The organism is Streptomyces roseirectus (genome assembly GCF_014489635.1).
In the GTDB taxonomy this organism is placed as follows: domain Bacteria; phylum Actinomycetota; class Actinomycetes; order Streptomycetales; family Streptomycetaceae; genus Streptomyces; species Streptomyces roseirectus.
This window is the reverse complement of record NZ_CP060828.1, coordinates 1,750,489-1,775,857: the sequence shown is the minus strand read 5'-3', so window position 1 is coordinate 1,775,857 and position 25,369 is coordinate 1,750,489. Positions and strand designations below refer to the sequence as shown.

The window sequence follows — 25,369 nt, the reverse complement described above, 5'->3', positions numbered from 1 at the left end:
CGAGAGGGAACCCAGCGAAGGGAACAGTGCCATGTCCGCCGAGCCCCTGTCCCAGAAGGAGATCGAGGAACGGCTGGCCGAACTGCCGGGCTGGTCCGTCGAGTCGGGGAACCTCAGCCGCTCGTACCGGTTTTCCTCCCATGCGGACGCCGCTGCCTTCGTCGGCCATGTGGCCCGGATCCAGGACGAGTTGAACCATCACTCCGAGCTGACACTCGGGTACGACACCGTGCGGCTGGCCGTCTCCACGCATTCCGCCGGCGGCGCGCTGACCGGGCTGGACTTCGAGCTGGCGCGGCGGGTGGAGGGGGTGGCTGCGGGGCAGGGTGCGGTGTAGTGCATTACACATCACAGCAGACCCAGGGGGCGCCCCCGCCATGCTCGACTACGACAAGGAAGCCGAACGCTACGACGCCCTGCGTGGCGGTGAGCCCAGAGCCGAGGCCGCTGCCGGTGCCGTCCTCGGGCTGGTCCCCGACACGGCCCGCACCCTCCTCGACCTGGGCTGCGGCACCGGCATCGTCACTCGCCGCCTCGCTGAGGACCGCCCGGCGCTGAGGGTGACCGGCGCCGACCTGACGTACGGCATGGCGCGGCACGCGGCGGCGCGGCTCCCCGGCGCGATCGTCCTCGCGGACGGAAGGCAACTCCCGTTCAGGGACGGCACGTTCGACGCGGTCACCAGCGTCTGGCTGCTGCACCTCTTGCCGGGCCGGGGCGAGGTGCGGGCGACGATCGCGGAGTGCGCGCGTCTGTTGCGGCCGGGCGGGGTGTATGTCACGACGGTCGACAAGGGCCCCTCGCACAACGTCGGCAGTGACATCGACGCCGTGATGGCGGCCCGCCCCGCCTCCCCGGTGCCGGACGCGTCCGCGCGGGTCGAGGCGTACGCGGCCGAGGCGGGCCTCGTCGCGGCGGGGGAGGCCCGGTTCACCGGCCGGGGCCAGGGGCGCAGCCCGCGCCGGACCATCACGGACCTCAGGCGCGGCTGGTTCATGACGCTGCCCCCGGGACACCCCCTCGCGGACGGCTTCGCGCGGCGCCTGGCCGCTCTGCCGGACCAGGAAAGGCCCAGGCCCGACCCGGAGTTCAGGGTGCGGGCGTTCAGGAAGGCCCCCTAGAAATCCAGGAGGGCGCCCTAGAAATCCAAAACGGCGCCCTGGAAATCCGCCCACCGTTCCTAGTCAGTGAGCAGGAGTGAGTCTTGGACCCAAACCTGTGTACTGCGGACATCCCGAACGGTTTTGGGTGTCCTGGTCTCCCGCGTTCGCTCCGCTTCGGGCGGCACGCATCCTGTGCGTGGTCCGGGAATGCGGGGGCGGGTTTCCTCACGCCCTCGTTCGCCTGGTCCGGCCTGGGTGGTCCGATGCCCGTGCACATCGCTCTGGTGTGCACGGGGTGGTGCCGCCCGACGCCGGATCGGGTGTCCGAGGGCGCGTCGCCCGATCGCGATGCTCGCGGCATCGTGTCGGGACATCTTGCGAGTCCTGTTGGTCAGCGGCTTGCGCCAATGCTCGTCGCCCCACATCGAGGTGTATGCCGGGTCGACGGCGACGATGGACAGGCCGTGTTCGGCGGCCATGGGGACGAGCCGGGCTTTGAGTTCTCGGCGGTGAAGTCCAGGTCCTCGATCCCGATCGCCTGCGCACCCGTGCGTTTCGCGAAGTGGAGGAGGCGAGTGATGGCGTGCCGGATCTGGGCGTCACGGTGGTCGGCGGTGCCGGACAGGTCGTAGAAGAACCGCTTGGGGCCGCCGACGGGGTTGCCGTGTGGGTCGAGGTGGTAGGCGGTGAAGTGGTCTGCGTTGGTGTCGACGCCGATCAGGCCCTGGGCGCGTGCGGTTTCCAGGGGCACGGTCTTGACGACGGGCCGGGTCCAGGACGCGGTGACATACCAGCGGCCACGGGTCACGTCGTGGTGGATGCGGTAGGCCACGGCCCGGTTCCCCTCGACACGGTCACGCCACTCGGCGCCCCGGTGCGCGAAGGCGATCGTGGAGGTGAGGGTGTAACGGCCGTGCGGACTGTTGGCGAGGTGGGCCAGTGGCGCGGGGAGTTCGAGGCTGATCTCGCCGTCGGGGGTGACGCGGACGGTCTCGTTGCCGAAGCGTTTGCCGGACTCGCCGTCGGCTGCCAGGAACCAGCGTTCCGCCTCCCGGCGTTCCCGCCACTGAGGCTCGGTCAGCCCGGCGGCGTCGAGGTGATGCCGGGTGTTCAGCAGCCGTCGTCCGCCGCGCACGACGTGCACGACACCCGCCGCCCACTCGGCACGCACGGTGTCGAGACGGTGCTCCAGGTCTGCCAGGCGACGGGACTTCGTGAACCACTCGCGACGGGACCGGTACCCGCCGGGCGTGCGTCGGGTGCCCTTCTCCCCGACGGGGAGCGACAGCCGGTGCCGCAGGGTGCGGACTCCTGCCTCCAGGCTCTGGAGGTGCGCGTACTGGCAGCGGCGGGAGAGTGCCCACTGATCGTGGGTGGCCTTGGTGATGCTCCCGGCCCACCGCGACGACGACCCGGCCGTCAGATCCCGCTTGCGCTTTGCCCACGTGTCCGAGTCGTGGTCGAGGCCGTCGGCGCACCGGGTCTTGAGATCCAAGGCCGCCAGACGCCCCAGATGCGCGCCCACCAGCCGCAGCACCTCCTCGTCCCGGCCGGTGAGGTGCTTGAGCCGGTCACGGACCGCTACCCCGGACGGGCCCGGCACCACGAACGACGCCGCCACCTTCCGCAACCCGCCCACCCCGCCGCCTCGCCCTCCGGCCGATGACCCTTTCGTCGTACACAACGACCACCACACGCAAAGGTCACGCGTTCGACGAACGCATATCCGCACCTGCGGAATCCGGTCCCCTCCACCTCCGGAAATCACCCATGGACACCAGAACACACTCCACTCCCGCTCAGTCACAGAGCAACAGTTCCCAACCCCCACCATGCATCACCCGCACCGAAGGAACCCCGTCCCCGAAGCGTCCCCCCACCGTAGACACAGCCTCGCCCTCCTCACCGCAACGGCCCTGCTAGGAATGGGACTTGTCGCCCTCGCCCCGCACCCCGCGAGCGCCGCCACCGCGCGCCAGGCCGAGGCGCTGGACCGGGGCGTGGTGAGCGTCCACACCGACACCGGGAACCTGGTCAGCTGGCGCTGGCTGGGAACCGACGCCAACGACGTCTCCTTCAACGTCTACCGGGCCGGCACGAAGGTCAACTCGACGCCGGTCAGCGGCTCGACGAACTTCTTCCACTCCGGCACCCCCGCCCAGGCCGACTCCGTGCACGCGGTCCAACTCCGCACCGGATACAAGGACGTTCCGCTCACCCCGCCCGCCGGCGGCACCACGCCCGACGGTGTCGCCTACACCTACGAGGCCAACGACGCGTCCGTCGGCGACCTCGACGGCGACGGCGCGCTGGACTTCGTCCTCAAGTGGCAGCCGACCAACGCGAAGGACAACTCCCAGTCCGGGTACACCGGGAACACGGTCCTCGACGGGATCAAGCTCGACGGCACCCGGCTGTGGCGCATCGACCTGGGCCGCAACATCCGCTCCGGCGCGCACTACACGCAGTTCCAGGTGTACGACTACGACGGCGACCGCAAGGCCGAGGTCGCCGTGAAGACGGCGGACGGCACGGTCGACGGCGCCGGCACGGTCATCGGCAACTCCGGCGCGGACCACCGCAATTCGAGCGGGTACGTGCTGTCGGGCCCGGAGTACCTGACCATGTTCGACGGCCGGACCGGGCGCGCGATGCAGAGCGTCGACTACGTCCCCGCGCGCGGCACGGTCTCCTCCTGGGGCGACTCGTACGGCAACCGCGTCGACCGCTTCCTCGCCGGCACCGCCTACCTCGACGGCGCCCGGCCCTCGCTGATCATGGCGCGCGGCTACTGCACGCGCAGTGTGATCGCCGCCTGGGACTGGCGCGGCGGTGCCTTCACCCGCCGCTGGACCTTCGACACCAGCTCCTCCACCAACTCCGGTAGGGGGTACGACGGTCAGGGCTCGCACAGCCTGTCCGTCGGGGACGTCGACAACGACGGCAGGGACGAGATCGTGTACGGCGCGATGGCCGTCGACGACAACGGCAGCGGGCTGTGGACGACCCGGACGGGCCACGGCGACGCCCAGCACCTCGGCGACCTCGACCCCTCGCGCGCGGGCCTGGAGTACTTCAAGGTCTCGGAGTCGACGTCGCAGCCGGCCCAGCTCTACATCAACCCCGCGAACGGCACGGTGAGTTGGTCGCTTGCCGTCTGCTGCGACAACGGGCGCGGAGTCGCCGGGGACGTCTGGGCGGGCAACGACGGCGCCGAGGTCTGGTCGGCCTCGGACACCTCGATCCGCGACGAGGGCGGCGCGGCCAAGGGACGTGAGCCGTCCTCCGTCAACTTCCTGTCCTGGTGGGACGGCGACACCGTCCGCGAACTCCTCGACGGCACCCGGATCGACAAGTACGGCACCGCGTCCGACACCCGGCTGCTGACCGGCTCCGGCGTCCACTCCAACCAACGGCACGAAGGCGACCCCGGCGCTCTCCGGCGACATCCTGGGCGACTGGCGCGAGGAAGTCGTCTGGGCGACGTCCGACAACCGGGCCCTGAGGATCTACTCGACGCCGCACGAGACGTCCACGAAGATCACGACCCTGCTGCACGACACCATGTACCGCACGGGCCTGGCCTGGCAGAACACCGCCTACAACCAGCCCTCGCACCCCAGCTTCTTCATCGGCGCCGGGATGCCGACGGCACCGAGGCCGACGGTCTACACGCCGTAGCCGGTGCCGGAAGAGGGGGCCGGTCCACCGGCCCCCTCGCTCACCCGGTCACATCGGCGGTGCCGGGATCTCCTTGCCGTTCTCGTCGAGCGTCCGCGTCTGCCAGTACTCGTCCCACTTGTCCCCGACCTTCTCGGGAACCTTCCCCGCCGGGTAGCGGGCGTAGCCCTTGTCCGGCTCCTGGCCGTCCTTGACGCAGGCGCTGCCCGCGCCGCCCACGGCCAGCACCGGGTACTCGCCGTCGGAGCAGATGGACTCCTCGATGGAGCAGCCGGTCAGCAGGGCGCCGGCCAGCCCGGCGAGGGCGAGCAGCGGCAGAAGGCGGTGGCGTGACATGGAATGCTCCCTGGTCGGTGGATGCGACCAGCCTGCCGGGAACGCCACCGCCTCCTCATGAGTAGCCGTACTCATTCCTGATGGGTGATCAGAGCACCGTGCAGCTCCGCTCGCCCACCTTGAACGCGGCCGGTTTCGCGTTCGTCCCCGACCAGCTCCCCGTGAACCCGAAGCTCACGGACGACCCGGCGGCCACGCCCCCGTTCCAGCCGACGTTCTTCGCGGTGACCGAGGCCCCCGACTGCGTGTACTCGGCGTTCCACATCGCCGACACGCTCTGCCCGCCCGGGAACGACCAGCCCAGCGCCCACGAACTCCACGCCGACGTACCGGTGTTGGTGAGCTTCACGTCCGCCTGGAAGCCCCCGGACCACTGGCCGGTGACGGTGTAGGAGACCGAACAGCCCCCGGTGGGCTCGGGTTCGCCGCTGCCCCCGCTCGTGTCGCCGTAGATCACGCCCCGCCCGTTGGTGGAGACGTACACCCGCCCGTACACACGCGGGTCCCCGGTGATGGCCGCGCCGGTCCAACCCCACTGGTGGGCGTCGTCGTTGATCCGCGTCCAGCTCGCCCCCTTGTCGGTCGACCGGAAGATGCCGCGCACCCCGGCGATCTTCGCGCTGGTGTAGAGCGTCTGGTACGAGGCCCCGCTCGCCGCCTTGCCGAAGCCGATCGTGTCGGCCTGTTCGACGTTCGACAGCTTCGTGAAGGTCGCCCCGGAGTCGGTGGAGTGCCACAGCCCGTACGCCGAGCCGGTCGCGCCGCCCGCCAGCCAGACGTCGCCCTTCGCGCCGGGCAGCGCCTTGAAGCGGACGGAGTCGCCCGTGGGCAGGCCGGTCGCGGCGGACGCGGTGAAGGTCGCGCCGCCGTCCGAACTGACGTAGAACGTGCCGGACTTGAAGCCGTAGAAGACCCGAGGGTCGACGCGGTCCGATTCGACGATCGCGCCCGCCGGGATCCCGCTCGCCGCCTGCCAGGACGTCCCGAACCCGGTCGTGTACTGCACGCCGGTGCCCTCGGGGGACCACACGAACCGACTCCCGTCGGCCGCCGCCGCGACGGTTCCGCCGCCGCTCACGCCCGAAGGGTCGGTCCCGGCGAACCAGTTGGCGCCGTTGTCGGTCGAGAACGCCACGTGGGGACCGGAGTCGAGGTTCCCGGCCCGGACGAAGACGTCGGGTTTGGTCTCGGCGAAGTCGAGGCTGGTCGTCGTCGTGAAGTTCGGCTGCGTGAACATCATCGGCGGCACGGACGTCAGACTCGTGTGCCGGAACCCGCCGATGTCACCGAGCGCGCTGAGCAGCGGGGCGCCGGACGGGGGCGAGGCGAGGTCGTTGACGGCCGTCTCCTCCAGGCCCCGCACCATCGGCTTGATGGTGAACTTGCTTCCGGAGTCCCAGTTGTTGAGGTTCTCCGTGCCGTAGATCGTCGCGCCCGTCCCGTACATCATGCGCGCCGAGTTGAACGGGTCGATCTCCAACGCCTCGGTCATCCAGCCGAGTTTGGGCGTCTGCTCGGGCGGTGCGGGGTTCGCGCCCCAGGTCAGCCAGGGGGAGGAGGAGACGTCCATGGTGAAGCGGTCCGCGCGGTTCGGGTAGGACGTGTAGTCCCACGCCTTCGTCCAGGTCGCCCCGGAGTCCGTCGAACGGAAGATCTGGGTGTCCGGCCACCAGGAGCTGTACGCGGTCGCCATGACCGTGCCGGGCTTCTGCCGGTCGACGGTGAGGCCGCTGAAGCCGTAGTAGGTGTCCGCCTCGGCGACGGGGCTGATGTCCGTCCAGGTGCCGGTGGCCGTCGCGTACCGCAGCAGCCGGCCCTTGCCGCCGTCGTACGGGCCGCCCTTGTCGCTGTACGCCAGGTACAGGTCGCCGTTCGCCAGGACGCCCTTGTGGGGGAGGTAGCCGGTCGGCTGACCGGCGAGCCGGGACCAGGTCGCGCCCGCGTCCGTCGAACGGTAGACGGCGTTGTCCTTGTCGGCGACGCCCACGTAGATCGTGCGGGTCGCGCCGCCCACGCCGCCCGTCGACTCGTCGAACGTCACCCACACGACGCCCTGGTTGTCGCTCGCGTACCCGCTCGTGTCCGTCGGATCCTGCGCGTAGTTGCCGACGTTGGGGAACGTTGTCACCTGCGCCCAGGTCGCCCCGGAGTCCGTCGAACGCCACAGCCCCTTGCCGCTCGGCGCGGCCAGGTACAGCACGCTGTTGCGATTCGGGTCGACGGCCAGCCGCTCGCCCATGCCCCGGCCCGGCATGTTGCCGCCCAGCTTGAACGGCAGGTCCGTCTTCAGCCAGGTCGCGCCCCGGTCGCCGGACCGCAGGATCGCCCCGTTCCCGGGGTCCCAGCTGTTGGTGTACGTGCCGACGGCCGCGTACACCTTGTTCGCGTCGACGGGGTCCGCCGCGATGCTCGCGACGCCGGTGTGGCCCCAGTCCGTCCAGCCCACCGAGTCGAGCAGCGGCGTCCACGTCTTCGACGCCTCCTGCCAGCGGTACGCGCCCCCGATGTCGGTGCGCGCGTAGATCAGGTTCTTCTCCTTGCGGCTGAACACGATCCCGGGGACGAAACCGCCCCCGTCGATCCGGGCGTTCTGCCAGCTGTACGACTCCGCCGCGAGCGCCCGCGCGGGCGGCTTCGCGGCGAGTGCGGGCGGCGCGCCCGCGAGCAGACCGGCGGCGAGCGCCAGCACGGTGGTGAGGATGCGGGTTCTTCGCACGGTGGGGGTTCCCTTCCTCGTGCGGCCATGTACGGAAGGTGGCCCCGCCCCGGGAAAGGCACAGCCCTCCCCGGAAACAGGGCGACGACCGGGCGGCCCCCTGTGCGGGTGGGGGCCGCCCGGCGTGTCACGCGAAGCCTCAGCGGGGACTTATTCGAGCAGCTCCGCGTACGAGCCCAGGGCCAGTGCGATGTCGGCCTGGGCCCAGAACCGGTGGTACGTGAACGTGGGCGCCGCTCCGCCCGCGAGGTACGCCTCGATCTTCGACCAGTTGGGGTCGTCCTCGTAGAACGAACGCAGCGAGGCGAACGTCGAGGAGGAGTTGATCGTGTCGCCGTTCGGCATCTTGCCGCTCCAGCCGCTCGGGACGTAGACGCTGTCGTCGAAGCGGTTGTAGTCGGCCCGGGTCTCCGGGAGCGCGATGCCGAGGCTGTCCTGGTAGTGCGTCCACATGCCGTCGAGCAGCGCCTTGGCGACCGTCTTGGCCTGTGCGTCACCGGACTTGGCGGCGTAGTAGGTGAGCGTCCGGGCGTACGCGCCCGCCACACCGACGTCGTTGGTGTAGTCGACGACGTCGACGTGCAGCCCCGCGTTGGCGCCGGGGCTCGACGCGTTCCAGGTGTCCGGCTGGCCGGACCAGGCGAGCGTCGACGGGAACCGGTAGGTGCCGTCGGGGTTCACGGTCGTCTCCGACAGGGCCCAGTCGACCCACTTGTCGAGGACGGCCTTGGCCTGCGTGTTGCCCGTCTGCTGGTAGTACTCGGCGACCCGCTCCATCGACCACGCCTGGAAGCCGAACCACTGGTTGGACGGCGGGTCGTGGTAGACGGGCTGCTGGTCGTAGTACATGCCGTAGAAGGTCGACTTGCCGGCCGGGGGAGTGGCGTACCGCCCCGCCCAGCTGTTGGTCGCGCCGCCCGCGATGGCACCCTCGTCCGACTGCAGCCAGCGGTAGAACTCCAGCTGCCGGGTGAGCGAGGTGGCCCAGTCCGCCGAGCCGGTCGCCGACTTGGGCTTCAGCGGCGCGTACGAGCTGAGCGCGTACGCGGCCAGCGGGTTCTGGTAGCCGCTGTGGCTGTGGCTGGAGCCGATCCGCCAGGACCAGCCCGCGCTGGTGTCGGTCGCGCCGCCCCAGGCGTAGTACCAGGACAACAGGTACGCCGAGGAGTTCTTCCCGGTCCCGGCCGGGCAGGCGGACGGACCGACGCAGTTGCCGATCTTCTTGAAGTACTTGTCGTACATCGCGTACCGCAGGTAGTCGCCCATCTTCGCGGCCTTGCCGACGGTCGCGGAGACGTCGGCGCCCTTGCCCTGCTGCTTCGCCCAGACGTCCGCCCAGTACGCGGCCTGCACGGCGCGCGCGTCGGCGTCGGGGGCGTTGGTGAACTTCCACTGCTTGGAGTAGGAGCTGTCACCGGTGAACAGGTCGAGGTAGCCGTTGGGCCCGCCGTACTTGAACTGGTCGCAGGTCGGCTGCGGCACGGTCTCCCACACGGATTCCTGCGCGCCGCGCTGGAACGTGTTGATGTACGAGGGCCCGGTGGCCGTCGGCCCCGCCTCGCACTTGCCGGGCTCGTTGCCGTACCCGTAGACGTTGTCCACGTCCTGCAGCCAGTGCATGCCGTAGATGTCGTCCGTGCCGTACGCGGACTTCAGCTCGGCCGCGATCGGGTCCTGCCCGACCGACACCGACGTGTCCAGGCGCGCCGGGTACTCGTTCGGGGTGTCCAGCTCGGGCGCGTAGGTGGCCGGCTTGGACGCGTTGTAGAACGAGTTGGTCGGCTGGTCGGCGTGCGTGGGGATCATGTACTTCTCCATGATGTTCCACGCGCCGTTGAACTTCGACCAGTCACCGGTGATCCGGCCGTACGTCGCCTGGAGCCACAGCAGGTAGCTGTACGCCTCGGACGTCGTCTCGTGGCCGTGGTCCGGTGCCTCGACGATCAGCGTCTCGACCGAGTGGTACGGGATGCCCTCCGGCGAGAAGTAGCCGTTCGCCGGGTTGGTGATCTTCCCGTACAGCTCCAGGAACCGGGCGTCGTACTCCTTCTGCCCGGCGATCTGGGTGGCCGTGACCGTGGCCTTGGCGAGGCCGGTCGCCGTCGAGTCGAACGTGGCCGCCCCGGTGCCGGTCGCGTTGCCGGTGATCGTCACCGTCTGCGGGGTGTTCCAGTTCGACGGGGTGAAGGTGAGCGAGGCCCCGCCGGTCACCGTCAGACCGGTGTTCCCGGAGACGCGCGCGGTCGACACCGTCACGTTCGACGACGGCTGCGTCGACAGCCGCAGCGTGTACGTGCCCGTCTTGCCCTGCTGCACCGCGAGCTGCGTCACCGACGCGACGACCGACGGGCCCGAGGCCACGGTGATGCCGACCGGCGTCGAGGTGCCGGACGCGCCGAGGCTGTCGTACGCCTTCGCGACCAGGGAGTGGGAACCGACGGCGAGACCCGTCGCCGAGAACGTGTACGGCGCGGTGGTGTCCGTGCCGAGCAGGGTCGTGTCGTCGTAGAACTCGACCTTGCTGATCGTCGCGTTGTCCGCGGCGGCGGCCGTCGCGGCGAGCGGGACGGCGCTGCCCTGCGCGTAGATCGCGCCCGCGGCGGGGCTGGTCAGCACGGTGATCGGCGGCTGGTGGGCGCCGACGCAGGAGGTGCCGTTGATGGTGAAGTCGGTCGGCGCCGCGTTGGTGCCGCTGTAGCTGAACTGGGCGCCCGTGGTCACCGCCGCGCCCGCCGCGATGTTCGCGTTGTACGAGGCGCTCTGGACGGAGACCGACTTGCCGGACTGGGTCCAGGTGCCGTTCCAGCCGTTCGACAGCTTCTGGTTGCCGGCGTACGAGTAGCCCAGCGTCCAGCCGTTGATGGGGTCGGTGCCCCGGTTGGTGATCGTGAGGTCGGCGGTGAAACCGCTGCCCCAGTCGTTCGTCTTGTAGTCGACGCTGCACTGGAGTGCCGCCGCCTGGGCGGTCGTCGACAAGGTACTCAGGGTGGCCAGCGGGAGCGCGAGGGCCGCCACGGCGGCGGTCCACAGGCGCCGCGTCCTTCGGCGTCTGCGTCGTGGGTCCATGTGCTGGTTCCTCCTTGCGGCTCGGGGGAGAGTGCTCGGCAGAAGTGGGGGCGGAGCAACAAGCCTTGAACCAGTGGGAGCGCTCCCATAGTGGGGACGTGGGTGTCCACGGTCAAGGCGCTTGAAGAGTCGAAAAGATTCGACACCAGTTCAGCGCGGGAAAGATTGAGGGAAAGTCAGTGACTCCCCTGTTCTTTACCGGGTCTTGCCGCTAGCTTCGTTGACACCAGTGGGAGCGGTTCCAACAGTCGGCGCGTCGGTCACGACGCCCTGAGCTGCAAGGAGTCGCTCATGCGACACCCTCCGCGTTCAGTACTTTGAGCCGCCGCCGGTCCAGGCGTACGGCTGGACACCCGTGGTCGAAACCGCGCCGGCCCCCCGTGCCCGCTCCGGCACCGGACGCCCGTCGGCCCGTGGATTCGACGACAGAGCCGCACGGTTCCCCGCGCCCCGAACAGGCGACCCCCCCGAGGAAACGAGAAGCACCCGCACCCCCAAGAGAAGGAAACCCGCACTCATGAGCCGTAGCAGAACAGCGATGCTCGCCGCCCTGGCGCTCGTGGCCGGCGCGTCCGGGACCGCGCTGGCGATGGTCCCCGACGGCGGAGCCATCGCCGCCGTCCCCTGCACCGTCGACTACAAGGTGCAGAACCAGTGGAGCACCGGCTTCACCGCCAACGTCACCGTCACCAACAACTCGGCCGCCAAGTCGAGTTGGGCCGTGAAGTGGTCCTACGGCGGCAGCCAGCAGATCACCAGCGGCTGGAACGCGAAGGTCACCCAGTCCGGGGCGGCCGTCACCGCCGCCAACGAGACGTACAACGGCTCCCTGCCGACCGGCGGTTCGGTGAGCTTCGGGTTCCAGGCGTCCTACAGCGGCACCAACGCGCTGCCCGCGACGTTCACCCTCGACGGCGTCACCTGCAACGTCGACGACGGGGGCGGCACCGGCAGCCCGAGCCCGACCGGCACCGGCAGCCCGAGCCCGAGCCCGACCGGCACCGGCGGGCCCACGAACCGCGTCGACAACCCGTACGCGGGCGCCAAGGTGTACGTCAACCCGGACTGGTCCGCCAAGGCGGCGGCCGAACCCGGCGGCTCGCGGGTCTCCAACCAGCCGACCGGCATCTGGCTCGACCGGATCGCCGCGATCACCGGCACGAGCACCGGCCGCGGCCTGCGCGCCCACCTCGACACCGCGCTCACCCAGAAGGGCAGCGGCGAGATGGTCGTCCAGCTCGTCGTCTACGACCTCCCCGGCCGCGACTGCTCCGCGCTCGCCTCCAACGGCGAGCTGGGCCCGACGGAGATCGACAAGTACAAGACGCAGTTCATCGACCCGATCGCCGCGATCCTCGCCGACCCCAAGTACGCGTCGCTGCGGATCGTCACCGCGGTCGAGATCGACTCGCTGCCCAACCTCGTGACCAACACGGGCAGCCGGCCCACCGCCGTCCCGGCCTGTGACGTCATGAAGGCCAACGGCAACTACGTCAAGGGCGTCGGCTACGCGCTCAACAAGCTCGGCGACATCCCCAACGTCTACAACTACGTCGACGCCGGCCACCACGGCTGGCTCGGCTGGGACGACAACTTCGTCCCCACCGCCCAGATCCTGCACACGGCCGCGACCGCCGAGGGCGCCACCGTCGACGACGTCCACGGCTTCATCACCAACACGGCCAACTACAGCGCCCTGAAGGAGACCAACTTCTCCGTCAGCGAGACGATCGCCGGCAAGTCGGTGCGCGAGTCGAAGTGGGTCGACTGGAACCGCTACACCGACGAGCAGTCCTACGCGCAGGCCCTGCGCAACCAGCTCGTCACCACCGGGTTCCGCTCCAACATCGGCATGCTGATCGACACCTCCCGCAACGGCTGGGGCGGCACCGCGCGGCCGGCCGGACCCGGCCCGCAGACCAGCGTGGACGCGTACGTCGACGGCGGGCGCTTCGACCGCCGCATCCACGTCGGGAACTGGTGCAACCAGACCGGTGCCGGACTCGGCGAACGCCCGCAGACCGCTCCCGCCTCCGGGATCGACGCGTACGTGTGGATGAAGCCGCCGGGTGAGTCCGACGGCGCGTCCTCGGCGATCCCGAACGACGAGGGCAAGGGCTTCGACCGGATGTGCGACCCGACGTACACCGGCAACCCGCGCAACAACAACAACCTGTCCGGCGCGCTGCCCAACTCGCCGCTGTCCGGGCACTGGTTCTCCGCCCAGTTCCAGCAGCTGATGCAGAACGCCTACCCGCCGCTCAGCTGACCCTTCCCCGTCCCGTGTCCGCCGGGGTCGCTCTCACCCCCCTCACCTCGGCGGACCCGGGCACCTCGGCCGAGCCGGCTTTTGCGGGGACGGCAATTTTTTGCCGTCCCGGCAAGAGAAGTGGCCCCCTCCCGGTGCGGCGGCGCACGCTGGCGCCACCGACGACGAGAGGCTGACCGGCATGGCACATCAGCACCATCACAGTGACACCGGCATGGACTGGGCCGCGATGGCCCAACACCTCGAATCCCAGGCCGAGTTGTACGCCCCCTGGTACGAGCGGGCGCTCGCCTGGCTCGGCCGGGAGGTCACCGAACCCGGCCTGGTCGTGGACGTCGGCAGCGGCCCCGGCGTCGTCACCGGACTGTTCGCCGAGACCTTCCCCGGCGCCCGCGTCATCGCCGCCGACGGCTCCGAGGCCCTGCTGGAGCGGGCCACGGAACGGGCCAAGCGCCTCGGGTACGCGGACCGGTTCGCCGTCCTCGCCGGTGAACTCCCCGGCAGCCTCGCCGAGTTGGACTACCCCGCCGACCTGATCTGGGCCGGCCGCAGCCTGCACCACCTCGGCGACCAGCGTGCGGCCGTCGCCGCCTGCGCCGACCGCCTCGCCCCCGGCGGCACCCTCGCGCTCATGGAGGGCGGCCTGCCGACCCGCTTCCTGCCCCGCGACCTCGGCTTCGGCCGGCCCGGCCTCGAAGCCCGCCTCGACGCGCGGTCCGCCGACTGGTTCGCCCGTATGCGCGCCGACCTCCCCGACTCCGTCGCCGAGGCGGAGCACTGGCCCGCGCTGCTGGCCTCCGCCGGCCTCGGCCACACCCGCACCCGCAGCTTCCTCCTCGACCTCCCCGCCCCGGTCTCCGACCGGGCCCGCCGGTACGTCGCCGAGATGTTCACCCGCATGCGCGACGGCGTCGGCGCGGACCTCGACGCCGACGACCGCGCGACCCTGGACCGCCTCCTCGACCCCGAGGACCCGGCGAGCGTCCACCGCCGGGCCGACCTGCACGTCCTCGCGGCCCACACGGTCCACACGGCGGTGAAACCGGCGGCTTGACATCGAGAGCGCTCCAAGTGATGAACTCCCGGCTGACACAAGGGGGTTCACCATGAACGAGTCGCGCGTCGCGCTCATCACCGGAGGCGGCAGCGGCAGCGGCATCGGCGCCGCTGCCGCCCGCCAACTTCTCGGCAAGGGCTGGCGGGTCGCCGTCACCGGCCGGGGCGAGGAACGCCTCAGCTCCTTCGCGAAGGAACTCGGCGACCCGGAGGGCCTGTTGACCTTCCCCGGCAGCACGGCCGAGTACGCCGACGTCCAGCACGCCGTCACCAACACCCTTCAGACGTACGGGCGGTTGGACGCCGTCGTCGCCAACGCCGGTACGGCCACGCACGATTCGGTCGCCGAGGGGGACCCGGCGGGCTGGCCGGAGATGATCCTGACCAACGTGCTCGGACCGGCGTTGCTGATCCGCGCCTCGATCGACGCCCTGAAGGAGACGAAGGGGAGGATCGTGCTGGTCGGCAGCGTCGCCGGGTTCGTGCCGACGCCCGGGAACATCTACGGGGCGACGAAGTGGGCGGTGACCGGGCTCGCGGAGAACACCCGGCGGCAGGTCACCGAGTGGGGTGTCGGCGTCACCCTGATCGCGCCGGGGCGGGTCGAGACGCCGTTCTGGGACAGCTACGGAAGCCTGCCGCCCGGCCACCTTCTGACGGCGGATCAGATCGCGGACTCGGTGGTGTGGGCGATGGAGCAGCCCGAGGGCGTGGACGTCAACACGGTCGTCGTGCGGCCGATCGGGCAGCCCAACTGACGGAAAGGGGGCGGGACATGACGTCCCGCCCCCCGCCCGCGCAAACCGGCCTGACGGCTGGCTCAGGCCTGGTTGAACGCCGCCGGGTCCGGCCCGATCCGCCGGTCCTCGTTGAGGGCGCTGATCGCGGCCAGGTCCTCGTCGTCCAGGGAGAAGTCGAAGACCTCGATGTTCTCCTTGATGCGCGAGGGGGTCACCGACTTGGGGATGACCACGTTGCCGAGCTGGAGGTGCCAGCGCAGCACGACCTGGGCCGGGGAACGCCCGTGCTTCTGGGCGATGGCGACGATCGCCGGGACCTCAAGGAGGCCCTTGCCCTGACCGAGCGGCGACCACGCCTCGGTGGCGATGCCCTGCTCGGCGTGCACCTCGCGCGAGGCGTGCTGCTGGAGGTGGGGGTGCAGCTCGATCTGGTTGACGGCCGGGATCACGGACGTCTCGGCGATCAGCCGCTCCAGGTGCTCGGGGAGGAAGTTGGAGACGCCGATCGCCTTGATCCGGCCGTCCGCGTACAGCTTCTCGAACGCCCTGTAGGTGTCGACGTACAGGTCACGGGCCGGGGTCGGCCAGTGGATCAGGTACAGGTCGACGTAGTCCAGGCCCAGCTTGCCGAGGGAGACGTCGAACGCGCGCAGCGTCGAGTCGTAGCCCTGCTCGGAGTTCCAGAGCTTGGTGGTGACGAAGACGTCCTCGCGGGCCACACCGGAGGAGGCGATGGCCTTGCCGGTGCCCTCCTCGTTGCCGTAGATCGCGGCCGTGTCGATGCTGCGGTACCCGGCCTCCAGGGCGGTGGCGACCGCGCGCTCCGCCTCGTCGTCCGGCACCTGCCACACGCCGAAACCCAGCTGGGGCATCTCGACGCCGTTGTTCAGGATGATCGGGGGGACCTTGCTGCTCACGCGCTCTCGATCCTTAGGTTGTCCGTCATGGGTGCTTCCATACTCAACGATCACCGTACGCGGCGCATTCCTCCCACCCCAAGCCACGGCCCCGCTCAGGACCGGTACAGCGCCTCGACCTCTTTCGCGTAGGCGTTCTCGATCGCCTTGCGCTTCAGCTTCAGCGACGGCGTCAGCAGCCCGTGCTCCTCGGTGAAGGGCTGCGCGAGGATCCGGAACGTCCGGATCTGCTCGGCCTGCGAGACCAGCGTGTTCGCGGCGACGACGGCCCGGCGCACCTCGGCCTCCAGATCGCCGTCGCGCACCACCTCGGCGGGGGTGAGCCCCGGTTTGTCGCGCATCCTGAGCCAGTGCTCGACGCCCTCCATGTCGAGGGTGATCAGCGCGGCGACGAAGGGCCGGTCGTTGCCGACGAGGACGCACTGGCCGACCAGCGGATGATCGCGCACCCGCTCCTCCAGGGGGCCCGGCGAGACGCTTTTGCCACCCGAGGTGACCAGGATCTCCTTCTTGCGGCCGGTGATGGTGAGATAGCCGTCCTCGTCGAGCGAGCCCAGGTCGCCGGTGGCGAGCCAGCCGTCGTGCAGGGCCTGGTCGGTGGCCTTCGGGTTGTTCAGGTAGGCGGGGAAGACGTTCTCGCCGCGCAGCCAGATCTCGCCGTCCTCCGCGATGTGCACGGTCATGCCGGGGATGGGCCGGCCGACGGTGCCGTAGCGGGTGCGACCCGGGGGGTTGGCGGTCGCGGCGGCCGTCGTCTCCGTCAGCCCGTAGCCCTCGTAGATCTGCACGCCCGCGCCCGCGAAGAACAGCCCGAGCCGCCGGTCCATCGCCGAGCCCCCGGACACGGCCTGCCGCACCCGCCCGCCCATCGCGGCCCGTACCTTCGCGTACACCAGCTTGTCGTACACCTGGTGCTGCACCCGCAGCCCCGCCGAGGGGCCGGGCCCCGTCCCCCACGCCTTCGCCTCCACGGCCTCCGCGTACGCGACGGCGACGTCGACGGCCTTCTCGAACGGCCCCGAGCGCCCCTCGCGCTCCGCTTTGCGCCGGGCGGCGGAGAACACCTTCTCGAAGATGTACGGCACGGCCAGGAAGAACGTCGGCTTGAACGCGGCGAGGTCGGGCAACAGCACGGCGGCCTGCATCTGCGGCTGGTGCCCGAACCGCACCTTGGCCCGCAGCGCCGCGACCTGCACCATCCGTCCGAAGACGTGCGCCAGCGGCAGGAACAGCAGCGTCGCCGGCTCGTCCCCGCGCCGGGAGCGGAAGATCGGCTCCCAGTACCGGATCACGGTGTCCGCCTCGAACATCAGGTTCCCGTGCGTGATCACACACCCTTTGGGTCGCCCGGTCGTCCCCGAGGTGTAGATGACGCTCGCCACCGCCTGAGGCGTCACCGCCTCCCGGTGCCGGTGCACCACCTCGTCGTCCAGATGCGCGCCCGCGTCGTACAGCTCCCGCACCACCCCCGTGTCGAGCTGCCACAGCTCCCGCAGCTGCGGCAGGCGGTCGATGACGGTCGCGATCGTCATCGCGTGGTCCTCGTGCTCGACGACGGCCGCGACGCAGTCACTGTCGTAGAGCATCCAGAAGCACTGCTCGGCGGACGACGTCGGATACACCGGCACCACATGCGCCCCGATCGTCCACAGGGCGTAGTCGAACAGCGTCCACTCGTAGCGGGTGCGGGACATGATCGCGACCCGGTCACCGAACCGGATGCCGCGCGCGAGCAGCCCCTTCGCGAGCGCCAGGACCTCGTCACGGAACTCGGCGGCGGTGACGTCCCGCCACTCACCACCCTCGTCGCGGCGGCCCAGCGCGATGTACCCGGGGTCCTCCTCGGCGTACCCGAACACGGAGTCGGCGAGACCGCCGACCGGGGGTGCCAACGCCAACGGAGGGTTGGTGAACTCGCGCAACCTCGCACCCCGCTTCTTCCCGGCCGTTTCGCGCGGTGAAAGCTACCCCAAGGGGGCGAACGGCGGGAGGGGGCCGAAAACGGAGTGATGTTCTCGTAGAGGCCCACCGGGGCGGGAGATTTCACGCGCGGGGGAAGAGAACGGACAGAAAACTGACGGTTCGGTAAGTTTCCCGGCGCCGATCTCCACGGAATCCCCCCGCACCTCCGAGCCTTGTCACGCCCGGTGCAGCCGCACGCCTCCGGCGAGGATCGCGGAGGCGAGCGCGTCGGCCGCTTCCGCCGCCTGTGGCCGGCCGAGGCCGTGCACGAGCACGAAGTCCACCGCCCCCAGCTCCGGCAGCCCGAACCGCTCCGGCACCCGCACCAGCCCCGGCGGCACCACCGTCCGCGAGTGCGCCATCACCCCGAGCCCCGCCCGCGCCGCCGCCACCAGCCCACTCAGACTCCCGCTCGTGCACACGATCCGCCACGCCCGCCCCTGCCGCTCCAGCGCCTCCAGCGCGAGCGCCCGCGTGATGCCGGGCGGCGGGTAGACGATGAGGGGGACGGGACGCCGCGGATCGAGCCTCAACCTCTCGGCGCCGATCCACACCAGCTCGTCGTGCCACACCAGCTCGCCCCGGGGGTCCTCCGGGCGGCGCTTGGCGAGCACCAGGTCCAGCTTCCCGGCGGCGAGCTGCTCGTGCAGCGTGCCGGACAGCTCGACGGTCAGCTCCAGGTCGACCTCGGGGTGCTCGTACCGGAAGCCCTCCAGGATCTCCGGCAGCCGGGTCAGCACGAAGTCCTCCGACGCCCCGAACCGCAGCCGGCCCCGCAGCCGGGTCCCCGTGAAGAACGCGGCGGCCTGCTCGTGCACGGCCAGGATCCGGCGGGCGAACCCCAGCATCGCCTCCCCGTCCTCCGTCAGCTCGACGGAATGCGTGTCCCGGGTGAACAGGGTGCGCCCGGTCGCGTCCTCCAGCCGCCGTACGTGCTGGCTGACGGTCGACTGACGCAGCCCGAGCCGCCGGGCGGCCTGCGTGAAACTCAGCGTTTGCGCGACGGTGAGGAAGGTACGCAGGTGAGAGGGGTCGTACATGGGGGCAGGCTAGTCGCTCATCGCCGAACGCGATAACAGTAAGTGCCGTATGCCAGATTCCCGATCACGGGCGGAAGGAGCACCATGGAGAGGGGCGGTTGTGCCCTCAAGCACCTACGAACGCGCACGTGGAGCACAGTGAAACGCCTGCGATGGCCCGGCTGGATGCCGATCGACCCCTACATCCTTCTCCTCCTGGGGACCGTGGGCCTAGCGGCACTGCTCCCCGCGCGCGGAGGGGTCGCCGACACGGTCTCCGGCGTCTCCACCGGCGCCATCGCCTTCCTCTTCTTCCTCTACGGCGCCCGCCTCTCCACCCGCGAGGCCCTGGACGGCCTGCGCCACTGGCGCCTCCACGTCACCGTCCTGGCCTGCACGTTCGTCATCTTCCCGCTGCTCGGCCTCGCGACCGGCGCCCTCGTCCCCACGATCCTCACCCACCCCCTCTACCAGGGCGTCCTCTTCCTCACCCTCGTCCCCTCCACCATCCAGTCCTCCATCGCCTTCACCTCCCTGGCCCGCGGCAACGTCCCCGCCGCCATCTGCGCGGGCTCCTTCTCCTCCCTGATCGGCATCATCCTGACGCCCTTGCTGGCAGCGGCCCTCCTGGGCAACGCGGGCGGCGGCTTCTCGGCCGACTCGCTGCTGGAGATCGTCCTCCAGCTCCTCGTGCCGTTCCTGGCCGGACAACTCGCCCGCCGCTGGATCGGGAAGTTCATCACCCGGCACAAGAAGGTGCTGGGCCTGGTGGACCGGGGCTCGATCCTCCTGGTCGTCTACTCGGCGTTCAGCGAGGGCATGGTGCGGGGCATCTGGCACCAGGTCAGCCCCGCGAGGCTGGGCGCCCTCCTGATCGTCGAAGCCATCATCCTCGCGATCATGCTCGCCCTGACCTGGTACGGCGGCAAAGCCCTACGCTTCAACCGCGAGGACCGCATCGCCATCCAGTTCGCCGGCTCCAAAAAATCCCTCGCCTCCGGCCTCCCGATGGCCAGCGTCCTGTTCGGCGCCCAGGCATCCCTGGCGGTACTCCCCTTGATGCTGTTCCACCAGATGCAGCTGATGGTGTGCGCGGTGCTAGCGAAGCGAAGGTCGAGGGACGAGTTGACTGACGGGGCGGAAGAGAAGCTGGCGCTGACACCAGACCGAGAGACGGTAAGGACAGCCAAGTAGCAGAGAGGAAACGGCACAGGCCGTGTTCGGTGCAGACCGTTGCCGACCACCGGCCGCGAAGGAGCCGAAGGGGCGCGTCGGTGTCGAGCGGGCCGTCGCGCGCAGGCCCGAAGGGCTGAGCACGTCGGCCCGCTCGACACCGACTGAGGCGCCCCGTAGGCGAGAGAGCCAATGTCACGCGCGAGGGTGCCGGCAAACAGGCGCCCGCAAAAGCAAAAACTCCTCAACGAAGCCAGCAAAATCTACCCCCCAAGAAACCTCACCCCCGAGAAACCTCAACCCCCGCCAAAACCCTCTCCACCCCCGCATAAACGTTCATCGACTCCCCCCGCAAAAACCCCACCAACGTCAACCCCGTCTCCTCAGCCAGATCAACCGCCAGCGAAGACGGCGCCGAAACAGCCGCCAACACCGGAATCCCCGCCATCACAGCCTTCTGCGCCAGTTCGAAAGAGGCCCGCCCCGAAACCATCAACACACACCGCGACAACGGCAGCAACCCCTCCTGAAGTGCCCGCCCGACAATCTTGTCAACGGCGTTGTGCCGCCCCACATCCTCCCGCAGATCCAGCAGCTCCCCCTCCTCACTGAACAACGCGGCGGCATGCAGCCCCCCGGTCCGCTCGAACACCCGCTGACCGGCGCGAAGCCGCTCGGGCAACTGGGACAGAAGACGGACGTCGATACGAACCGGCGGATCATCAGTGATCCCCCACCGAGCGGTGGTCCGCACGGCATCAAGACTCGCTTTCCCACAGAGCCCGCACGACGACGTCGTATAGACATTCCGCTCAAGCGTGATATCGGGAACCACGACCTCGGGGGACGTCCGCACATCGACAACGTTGTACGTATTCCCCCCGTCCACCGTGGCCCCCGCACAGTAGACGATGTTCACCAGATCCCCGGCCTCCGCCAACACCCCTTCACTCACCAGGAATCCCGCAGCCAGCGCGAAATCGTCCCCCGGTGTGCGCATGGTGATGGCGAGGGGTTTCCCGTTGAGCCGTATCTCCAGCGGCTCCTCGGCCACCAGGGTGTCGGCCCGCGCCGACACGACCCCGTCCCGGATCCGGACCACTCTGCGGCGTTCGGTGACTCGTCCCATGCCCTTCATTGTCCCGCACCCCCGGTGTCGCGGAAACGATCTGTCCGACCGTTCGGCGCTCGGTGCATACCGCTCACCGCATACAGTCGGCGTGATCCCTTCTCAAGTGGCCGGAAGATTCCTACGGTTCCGGACTCATGAGTCCCCCCGTAGCGCCGCCCGGCTGGAGCCGCTGGCTCGTTCCCCCGGCCGCCCTCTCCGTCCACCTCTCGATCGGCCAGGCGTACGCCTGGAGCGTGTTCAAGCCGCCGCTGGAGTCCGCGCTGGACCTCAGCGGGACGCAGAGCGCGCTGCCGTTCCAGCTCGCCATCGTGATGCTGGGCCTGTCCGCCGCGTTCGGCGGGACCCTCGTCGAGCGCAACGGCCCGCGCTGGGCGATGACGGTCGCGCTGGTCTGCTTCTCCACCGGGTTCCTGGTCTCCGCGCTGGGCGCCGCGACCGAGCAGTACTGGCTGATCGTGTTCGGGTACGGCTTCATCGGCGGCATCGGTCTCGGCATCGGCTACATCTCGCCGGTGTCGACGCTGATCAAGTGGTTCCCCGACCGGCCCGGCATGGCGACCGGCATCGCCATCATGGGCTTCGGGGGCGGCGCGCTGATCGCCTCGCCGTGGTCGGCGCGGATGCTGGAGTCGTTCGGCTCGGACAGCGAGGGCATCGCGCTGGCGTTCCTCGTGCACGGTCTGTCGTACGCGGTGTTCATGACGCTCGGCGTCCTCCTCGTCCGGGTGCCCCGGCCGGCGGAGGCCGTCGCCGCCGCGGACGCGCCGAGCGTCGTCACCGGCCCGCAGGTCTCCGCGAACAGCGCCGTGCGCACGCCCCAGTTCTGGTGCCTGTGGGTCGTCCTGTGCATGAACGTGACCGCGGGCATCGGCATCCTGGAGAAGGCCGCGCCGATGATCACGGACTTCTTCGCGAACACCTCGCAGACGGTGTCGGCGACGGCCGCCGCGGGCTTCGTCGCGCTGCTGTCGGCGGCGAACATGGCGGGCCGGATCGGGTGGTCGTCGGCGTCCGACCTGATCGGCCGCAAGAACATCTACCGCGTCTACCTGGGCGCGGGCACGCTGATGTACGCGCTGATCGCGAGTTTCGGGGACTCCTCGAAGCCGTTGTTCGTGGTCTGCGCGCTGGTGCTCCTCTCGTTCTACGGCGGCGGGTTCGCGACGATCCCGGCGTATCTGAAGGACCTGTTCGGGACGTACCAGGTCGGCGCGATCCACGGGCGGCTGCTCACCGCGTGGTCCACGGCCGGGGTGCTGGGCCCGCTGATCGTCAACTGGATCGCCGACCGGCAGGAGGAGGCCGGCAAGAGCGGCGCCTCGCTCTACACCGTCTCCCTGTTCATCATGATCGGGCTGCTCGCCGTCGGCTTCGTCGCCAACGAGCTGGTGCGTCCCGTCCATCCCCGCCACCATGTTCCCGCCACCCCGAAGGAGACCGCCGATGCCGGAGTCCAGCAGCCAGAGTCCGCCTGACCGGCGTCCACTCATCGCCTTCGCCTGGCTGTGGGTGGGGGCGCCGCTCCTCTACGGTCTGTACGAACTCGTCCAGAAGGCGACGAAACTTTTCACGGGGTAGGTTCCGGCACGCGCCCGTGGGGTCCGGCGTTGTGAGGGAAGCTGACAACGAGGGCGCCCGTTTCCTGTCGCTTCACCTGCCCTCGTACCCGTGAGTCACTGATCAGACTGGGGAATCCCGCTACCCAAGGCCACGAGGGGACCCCAGATGAACGGCTCTCGCATCGCCGCCGTCGGCCACTACCAGCCCGCCAGGCTGCTCACGAACGCGGAGCTGGCGGGCATGGTCGACACCAGCGACGAGTGGATCACCTCCCGGGTGGGCATCCGCACCCGCCACATCGCCGGCCCCGACGAACCCGTCGACGAACTCGCCGGGCACGCCGCCGCCAAGGCCCTCGCCGCCGCCGGTCTCGGCCCGGACGACATCGACCTCGTCCTCGTCGCGACGTCCACGGCCGTCGACCGCTCGCCCAACATGGCCGCCCGGGTCGCGGCCCGCCTCGGCATCCCCGGGCCCGCCGCGCTGGACCTCAACGTCGTGTGCGCCGGGTTCACGCACGCGCTCGCCACCGCCGACCACACCGTGCGGGCGGGCGGGGCGCGGCGGGCGCTGGTCATCGGCGCCGACAAGATGTCCGAGGTCACGGACTGGAACGACCGCACGACCTGCGTCCTCGTCGGGGACGGGGCGGGTGCGGCCGTCGTCGAGGCGTCCGAGGAGGCCGGGATCTCGCCGGTGCTGTGGGGGTCGGTGCCGGAGATGGGGCACGCCGTGCGGATCGAGGGGCAGCCGGCGCGGTTCGCGCAGGAGGGGCAGAGCGTGTACCGCTGGGCGACGACCCAGCTTCCGCCGCTCGCCCGGCAGGCGTGCGAGCGGGCCGGGCTCGTGCCCGCGGACCTCGCGGCCGTCGTCCTCCACCAGGCCAACCTGCGCATCATCGAACCCCTCGCGGAGAAGATCGGGGCCGTCAACGCGGTGGTCGCGCGGGACGTCGTCGAGTCGGGGAACACCTCGGCCGCCAGCATTCCCCTCGCCTTCTCCAAGCTCGTGGAGCGGGGGGAGATCTCGACGGGGGACCCGGTGCTGCTGTTCGGGTTCGGGGGGAACCTGTCGTACGCGGGGCAGGTGGTGCGGTGTCCGTAGGGACTGGCCGGCTCAGGTGCGAGCTGTGGCCGGCCCAGGTGCGAGCCGTGGCTGGCTCGGGTGCGCCGTAGACTGTAGACGAAAGACAATTGATACTGGCTTTCCGACGCAGGTGCGTGTGGTGCGCCGCCCAGGAGGGGGACGCGATGTTGTCGTCAGGACTGCCGCACGGTGCGGTGCCTCGGCTGGAGCGGCCGGGGCCGCTGCGGGACCGGGTGTACGAGGCGCTGCTGGAGCTGATCATCACGCGTGCGCTGCGGCCCGGACAGCATCTCGTCGAGAGTGAACTCGCCGGGCATCTGGGGGTGTCGCGGCAGCCGGTGCGGGAGGCGTTGCAGCGGCTGAACACCGAGGGGTGGGTGGACCTGCGGCCCGCGCAGGGCGCGTTCGTCCACGAGCCGACGGAGGAGGAGGCCGACCAACTCCTCACGGTACGCACGTTGTTGGAGGCCGAGGCGGCTCGGCTGGCCGCCGCGAACCCCACCGAGGCCGGCCTCCTCGAACTCCGGGAGATCCAGGAGCTGGGCCTCGACGCGGTCGCCCGTGACGACGTCGACGCGGCCGTCGCCCTCAACGCCCGCTTCCACTCCGCCATCATGGAACTGGCCGGCAACACGGTCCTCGCGGAGCTGGCGGCGCAGGTCGACCGGCGGGTGCGCTGGTACTACACGCCGATCGCCCGCCGGCGGGGGCGCAAGTCCTGGGACGAGCACCGGGAGTTGATCGCCGCGATCGCCGGGCGGGACGAGGAGCTGGCGACGCGGTTGATGCGGGAGCACACGGAGCACACGCGGCGGTCGTACCACGAGCGGGAGAAGTAGGGGGAGTTGAGAGGGAGGCGTTCGCGGAAGTGGCGGGGCGCCGAGGGGCGGCGGGTGTTCGCGGGCGCGAGTAGGGGCGTTCGCGGGCGCTCGGGATTCTGCGGGCCCCGTCGACTCCTCTGCTCCTCCGCCTCTGTTCCTCCGCCTCTACTCCTCCCGCGCGCTGGACAGTTGGATCCAGACGCCCATCTCCTGCTGCTCGATCCGGGTCACCGCCGCCGCCAACCGCCGGTCCCTGGAGGCCGGTTCGTCGTAGGGTTCGCCGCCCGTGCGGTACAGGCGGCGCTCCGACTCGACCGCCTCGCGGGCCTGGCTGAAGCGGAGGTAGTCGTCCTGCCAGTGGAAGACGGAGCGCAGGCCGGTGAGGACGACGACGAGGCCGCCGAGGATCGCGGGGACCTTGGCGTCGCCGGGGGAGAGGACCGCGGTGACGGGGATCGCGGCGGAGAGCACGATCTGGAGGCATTCCGAGACGCGGTAGTACTTACGTGCTTTGGCGGCTGCCTGCCGGTACCAGTCGTAGGACCCGTTCGCGAGAGCCATCGCGTACCCGGGCTGTTCAGGCGTCTCCTGCGTCATGCGCTCCCCCCGAGGCCGTCGTACCACCAGCGTAGCCAACTCCCCGGACATTTCCGCCTCTTCGGAACCGGTGGACGATCTCGCCCCGATCTTTGTCCTGTGAGTGGAGAAAGATCGGGTTGAATCCCGCACAAC

Annotated in this window: 18 protein-coding genes and 2 pseudogenes; 11 read left to right on the top strand and 9 right to left on the bottom strand. The window is 70.2% G+C overall.

What is annotated here, in order from left to right; all coding sequences use genetic code 11:
• Nucleotides 1-31: 31 nt before the first annotated feature.
• Both IAG44_RS07205 and IAG44_RS07200 read left to right on the top strand, forming a co-directional pair.
• On the top strand, nucleotides 32-337 hold the full coding sequence (locus tag IAG44_RS07205) for a 4a-hydroxytetrahydrobiopterin dehydratase (RefSeq protein WP_187746284.1): 306 nt from the start codon (nucleotides 32-34) through the stop codon (nucleotides 335-337).
• A gap of 40 nt (nucleotides 338-377) precedes the next feature.
• A complete protein-coding gene (locus IAG44_RS07200; RefSeq protein WP_187746283.1) occupies nucleotides 378-1,121 on the top strand; it encodes a class I SAM-dependent methyltransferase in 744 nt (247 codons plus the stop codon).
• A 59-nt stretch (nucleotides 1,122-1,180) separates the two neighbouring features.
• Here the strand turns inward: IAG44_RS07200 and IAG44_RS07195 are convergent.
• Nucleotides 1,181-2,742, bottom strand: a pseudogene (locus tag IAG44_RS07195) (IS200/IS605 family accessory protein TnpB-related protein).
• Between the two features lie 193 nt (nucleotides 2,743-2,935).
• Here IAG44_RS07195 and IAG44_RS07190 point away from each other — a divergent pair.
• Nucleotides 2,936-4,784: pseudogene (locus IAG44_RS07190) on the top strand (rhamnogalacturonan lyase).
• 48 nt (nucleotides 4,785-4,832) lie between these two features.
• On the opposite strand, the gene IAG44_RS07185 reads toward IAG44_RS07190, so the two are convergent.
• The 3 genes from IAG44_RS07185 to IAG44_RS07175 form a co-directional block, all read right to left on the bottom strand.
• Nucleotides 4,833-5,120: an SCO0607 family lipoprotein gene (locus IAG44_RS07185; protein WP_187746282.1), complete on the bottom strand. Its 288-nt coding sequence runs from the start codon at nucleotides 5,118-5,120 to the stop codon at nucleotides 4,833-4,835.
• 88 nt (nucleotides 5,121-5,208) lie between these two features.
• Nucleotides 5,209-7,836, bottom strand: a complete 2,628-nt coding sequence (locus IAG44_RS07180; RefSeq protein ID WP_187746281.1) for a cellulose binding domain-containing protein — start codon at nucleotides 7,834-7,836, stop codon at nucleotides 5,209-5,211.
• Nucleotides 7,837-7,986: 150 nt separating this feature from the next.
• On the bottom strand, nucleotides 7,987-10,902 hold the full coding sequence (locus IAG44_RS07175) for a glycoside hydrolase family 48 protein (RefSeq protein ID WP_187746280.1): 2,916 nt from the start codon (nucleotides 10,900-10,902) through the stop codon (nucleotides 7,987-7,989).
• 517 nt (nucleotides 10,903-11,419) lie between these two features.
• On the opposite strand from IAG44_RS07175, the gene IAG44_RS07170 reads away from it, so the two are divergent.
• From IAG44_RS07170 to IAG44_RS07160, 3 genes are all read left to right on the top strand, one after another.
• Nucleotides 11,420-13,171, top strand: coding sequence for a glycoside hydrolase family 6 protein (locus IAG44_RS07170; protein ID WP_187746279.1), 1,752 nt, complete (start codon nucleotides 11,420-11,422; stop codon nucleotides 13,169-13,171).
• 181 nt (nucleotides 13,172-13,352) lie between these two features.
• On the top strand, nucleotides 13,353-14,225 hold the full coding sequence (locus IAG44_RS07165) for a class I SAM-dependent methyltransferase (protein ID WP_187746278.1): 873 nt from the start codon (nucleotides 13,353-13,355) through the stop codon (nucleotides 14,223-14,225).
• Nucleotides 14,226-14,277: 52 nt separating this feature from the next.
• The gene (locus tag IAG44_RS07160) at nucleotides 14,278-14,985 is read left to right on the top strand and encodes an SDR family oxidoreductase (RefSeq protein ID WP_187746277.1); all 708 of its coding nucleotides are present in this window, start codon (nucleotides 14,278-14,280) and stop codon (nucleotides 14,983-14,985) included.
• 62 nt (nucleotides 14,986-15,047) lie between these two features.
• Here the strand turns inward: IAG44_RS07160 and IAG44_RS07155 are convergent, their stop codons facing one another.
• The 3 genes from IAG44_RS07155 to IAG44_RS07145 all read right to left on the bottom strand — a co-directional run bounded on the left by IAG44_RS07155 (nucleotide 15,048) and on the right by IAG44_RS07145 (nucleotide 18,886).
• A complete protein-coding gene (locus IAG44_RS07155; protein ID WP_187746276.1) occupies nucleotides 15,048-15,884 on the bottom strand; it encodes an aldo/keto reductase in 837 nt (278 codons plus the stop codon).
• Nucleotides 15,885-15,979: 95 nt separating this feature from the next.
• Nucleotides 15,980-17,806, bottom strand: coding sequence for an AMP-dependent synthetase/ligase (locus IAG44_RS07150; protein WP_187746275.1), 1,827 nt, complete (start codon nucleotides 17,804-17,806; stop codon nucleotides 15,980-15,982).
• 216 nt (nucleotides 17,807-18,022) lie between these two features.
• Nucleotides 18,023-18,886, bottom strand: coding sequence for a LysR substrate-binding domain-containing protein (locus IAG44_RS07145; protein WP_187746274.1), 864 nt, complete (start codon nucleotides 18,884-18,886; stop codon nucleotides 18,023-18,025).
• Nucleotides 18,887-19,051: 165 nt separating this feature from the next.
• Here IAG44_RS07145 and IAG44_RS07140 point away from each other — a divergent pair, with 165 nt between their 5' ends.
• Nucleotides 19,052-20,059, top strand: coding sequence for a bile acid:sodium symporter family protein (locus IAG44_RS07140; RefSeq protein WP_246563874.1), 1,008 nt, complete (start codon nucleotides 19,052-19,054; stop codon nucleotides 20,057-20,059).
• A 259-nt stretch (nucleotides 20,060-20,318) separates the two neighbouring features.
• Here IAG44_RS07140 and fdhD read toward each other — a convergent pair whose 3' ends face one another.
• The gene (fdhD, locus tag IAG44_RS07135) at nucleotides 20,319-21,167 is read right to left on the bottom strand and encodes a formate dehydrogenase accessory sulfurtransferase FdhD (protein WP_187746272.1); all 849 of its coding nucleotides are present in this window, start codon (nucleotides 21,165-21,167) and stop codon (nucleotides 20,319-20,321) included.
• A 137-nt stretch (nucleotides 21,168-21,304) separates the two neighbouring features.
• On the opposite strand from fdhD, the gene IAG44_RS07130 reads away from it, so the two are divergent.
• From IAG44_RS07130 to IAG44_RS07120, 4 genes are all read left to right on the top strand, one after another.
• Entirely contained in the window at nucleotides 21,305-22,645 is a 1,341-nt protein-coding gene (locus tag IAG44_RS07130) for an OFA family MFS transporter (protein ID WP_187746271.1), read from the top strand.
• Entirely contained in the window at nucleotides 22,614-22,748 is a 135-nt protein-coding gene (locus IAG44_RS44225; RefSeq protein WP_281404278.1) for an MFS transporter small subunit, read from the top strand. Before IAG44_RS07130 ends, IAG44_RS44225 begins: the two co-directional genes overlap by 32 nt.
• Before the next feature lie 147 nt (nucleotides 22,749-22,895).
• Nucleotides 22,896-23,834, top strand: coding sequence for a beta-ketoacyl-ACP synthase III (locus tag IAG44_RS07125; RefSeq protein WP_187746270.1), 939 nt, complete (start codon nucleotides 22,896-22,898; stop codon nucleotides 23,832-23,834).
• Between the two features lie 146 nt (nucleotides 23,835-23,980).
• Nucleotides 23,981-24,655, top strand: coding sequence for a GntR family transcriptional regulator (locus IAG44_RS07120; protein WP_187746269.1), 675 nt, complete (start codon nucleotides 23,981-23,983; stop codon nucleotides 24,653-24,655).
• Nucleotides 24,656-24,802: 147 nt separating this feature from the next.
• On the opposite strand, the gene IAG44_RS07115 is transcribed toward IAG44_RS07120, so the two are convergent.
• Nucleotides 24,803-25,234 carry a DUF4231 domain-containing protein gene (locus tag IAG44_RS07115; RefSeq protein WP_187746268.1) on the bottom strand — a complete coding sequence of 144 codons (432 nt, stop codon included), beginning with the start codon at nucleotides 25,232-25,234 and terminating at the stop codon, nucleotides 24,803-24,805.
• Nucleotides 25,235-25,369 lie beyond the last annotated feature (135 nt).

Excerpts from the sequence above, each read along its gene's own strand:
- IAG44_RS07140 (WP_246563874.1), top strand. The coding sequence starts at position 19,052 with ATGCCGATCGACCCCTACATCCTTCTCCTCCTGGGGACCGTGGGCCTA.
- IAG44_RS07130 (WP_187746271.1), top strand. The coding sequence starts at position 21,305 with ATGAGTCCCCCCGTAGCGCCGCCCGGCTGGAGCCGCTGGCTCGTTCCC.
- IAG44_RS44225 (WP_281404278.1), top strand. The coding sequence starts at position 22,614 with ATGCCGGAGTCCAGCAGCCAGAGTCCGCCTGACCGGCGTCCACTCATC.
- fdhD (WP_187746272.1), bottom strand. The coding sequence starts at position 21,167 with ATGGGACGAGTCACCGAACGCCGCAGAGTGGTCCGGATCCGGGACGGG.
- IAG44_RS07185 (WP_187746282.1), bottom strand. The coding sequence starts at position 5,120 with ATGTCACGCCACCGCCTTCTGCCGCTGCTCGCCCTCGCCGGGCTGGCC.
- IAG44_RS07160 (WP_187746277.1), top strand. The coding sequence starts at position 14,278 with ATGAACGAGTCGCGCGTCGCGCTCATCACCGGAGGCGGCAGCGGCAGC.
- IAG44_RS07170 (WP_187746279.1), top strand. The coding sequence starts at position 11,420 with ATGAGCCGTAGCAGAACAGCGATGCTCGCCGCCCTGGCGCTCGTGGCC.
- IAG44_RS07115 (WP_187746268.1), bottom strand. The coding sequence starts at position 25,234 with ATGACGCAGGAGACGCCTGAACAGCCCGGGTACGCGATGGCTCTCGCG.
- IAG44_RS07165 (WP_187746278.1), top strand. The coding sequence starts at position 13,353 with ATGGCACATCAGCACCATCACAGTGACACCGGCATGGACTGGGCCGCG.
- IAG44_RS07145 (WP_187746274.1), bottom strand. The coding sequence starts at position 18,886 with ATGTACGACCCCTCTCACCTGCGTACCTTCCTCACCGTCGCGCAAACG.
- IAG44_RS07120 (WP_187746269.1), top strand. The coding sequence starts at position 23,981 with ATGTTGTCGTCAGGACTGCCGCACGGTGCGGTGCCTCGGCTGGAGCGG.
- IAG44_RS07175 (WP_187746280.1), bottom strand. The coding sequence starts at position 10,902 with ATGGACCCACGACGCAGACGCCGAAGGACGCGGCGCCTGTGGACCGCC.
- IAG44_RS07205 (WP_187746284.1), top strand. The coding sequence starts at position 32 with ATGTCCGCCGAGCCCCTGTCCCAGAAGGAGATCGAGGAACGGCTGGCC.
- IAG44_RS07125 (WP_187746270.1), top strand. The coding sequence starts at position 22,896 with ATGAACGGCTCTCGCATCGCCGCCGTCGGCCACTACCAGCCCGCCAGG.
- IAG44_RS07200 (WP_187746283.1), top strand. The coding sequence starts at position 378 with ATGCTCGACTACGACAAGGAAGCCGAACGCTACGACGCCCTGCGTGGC.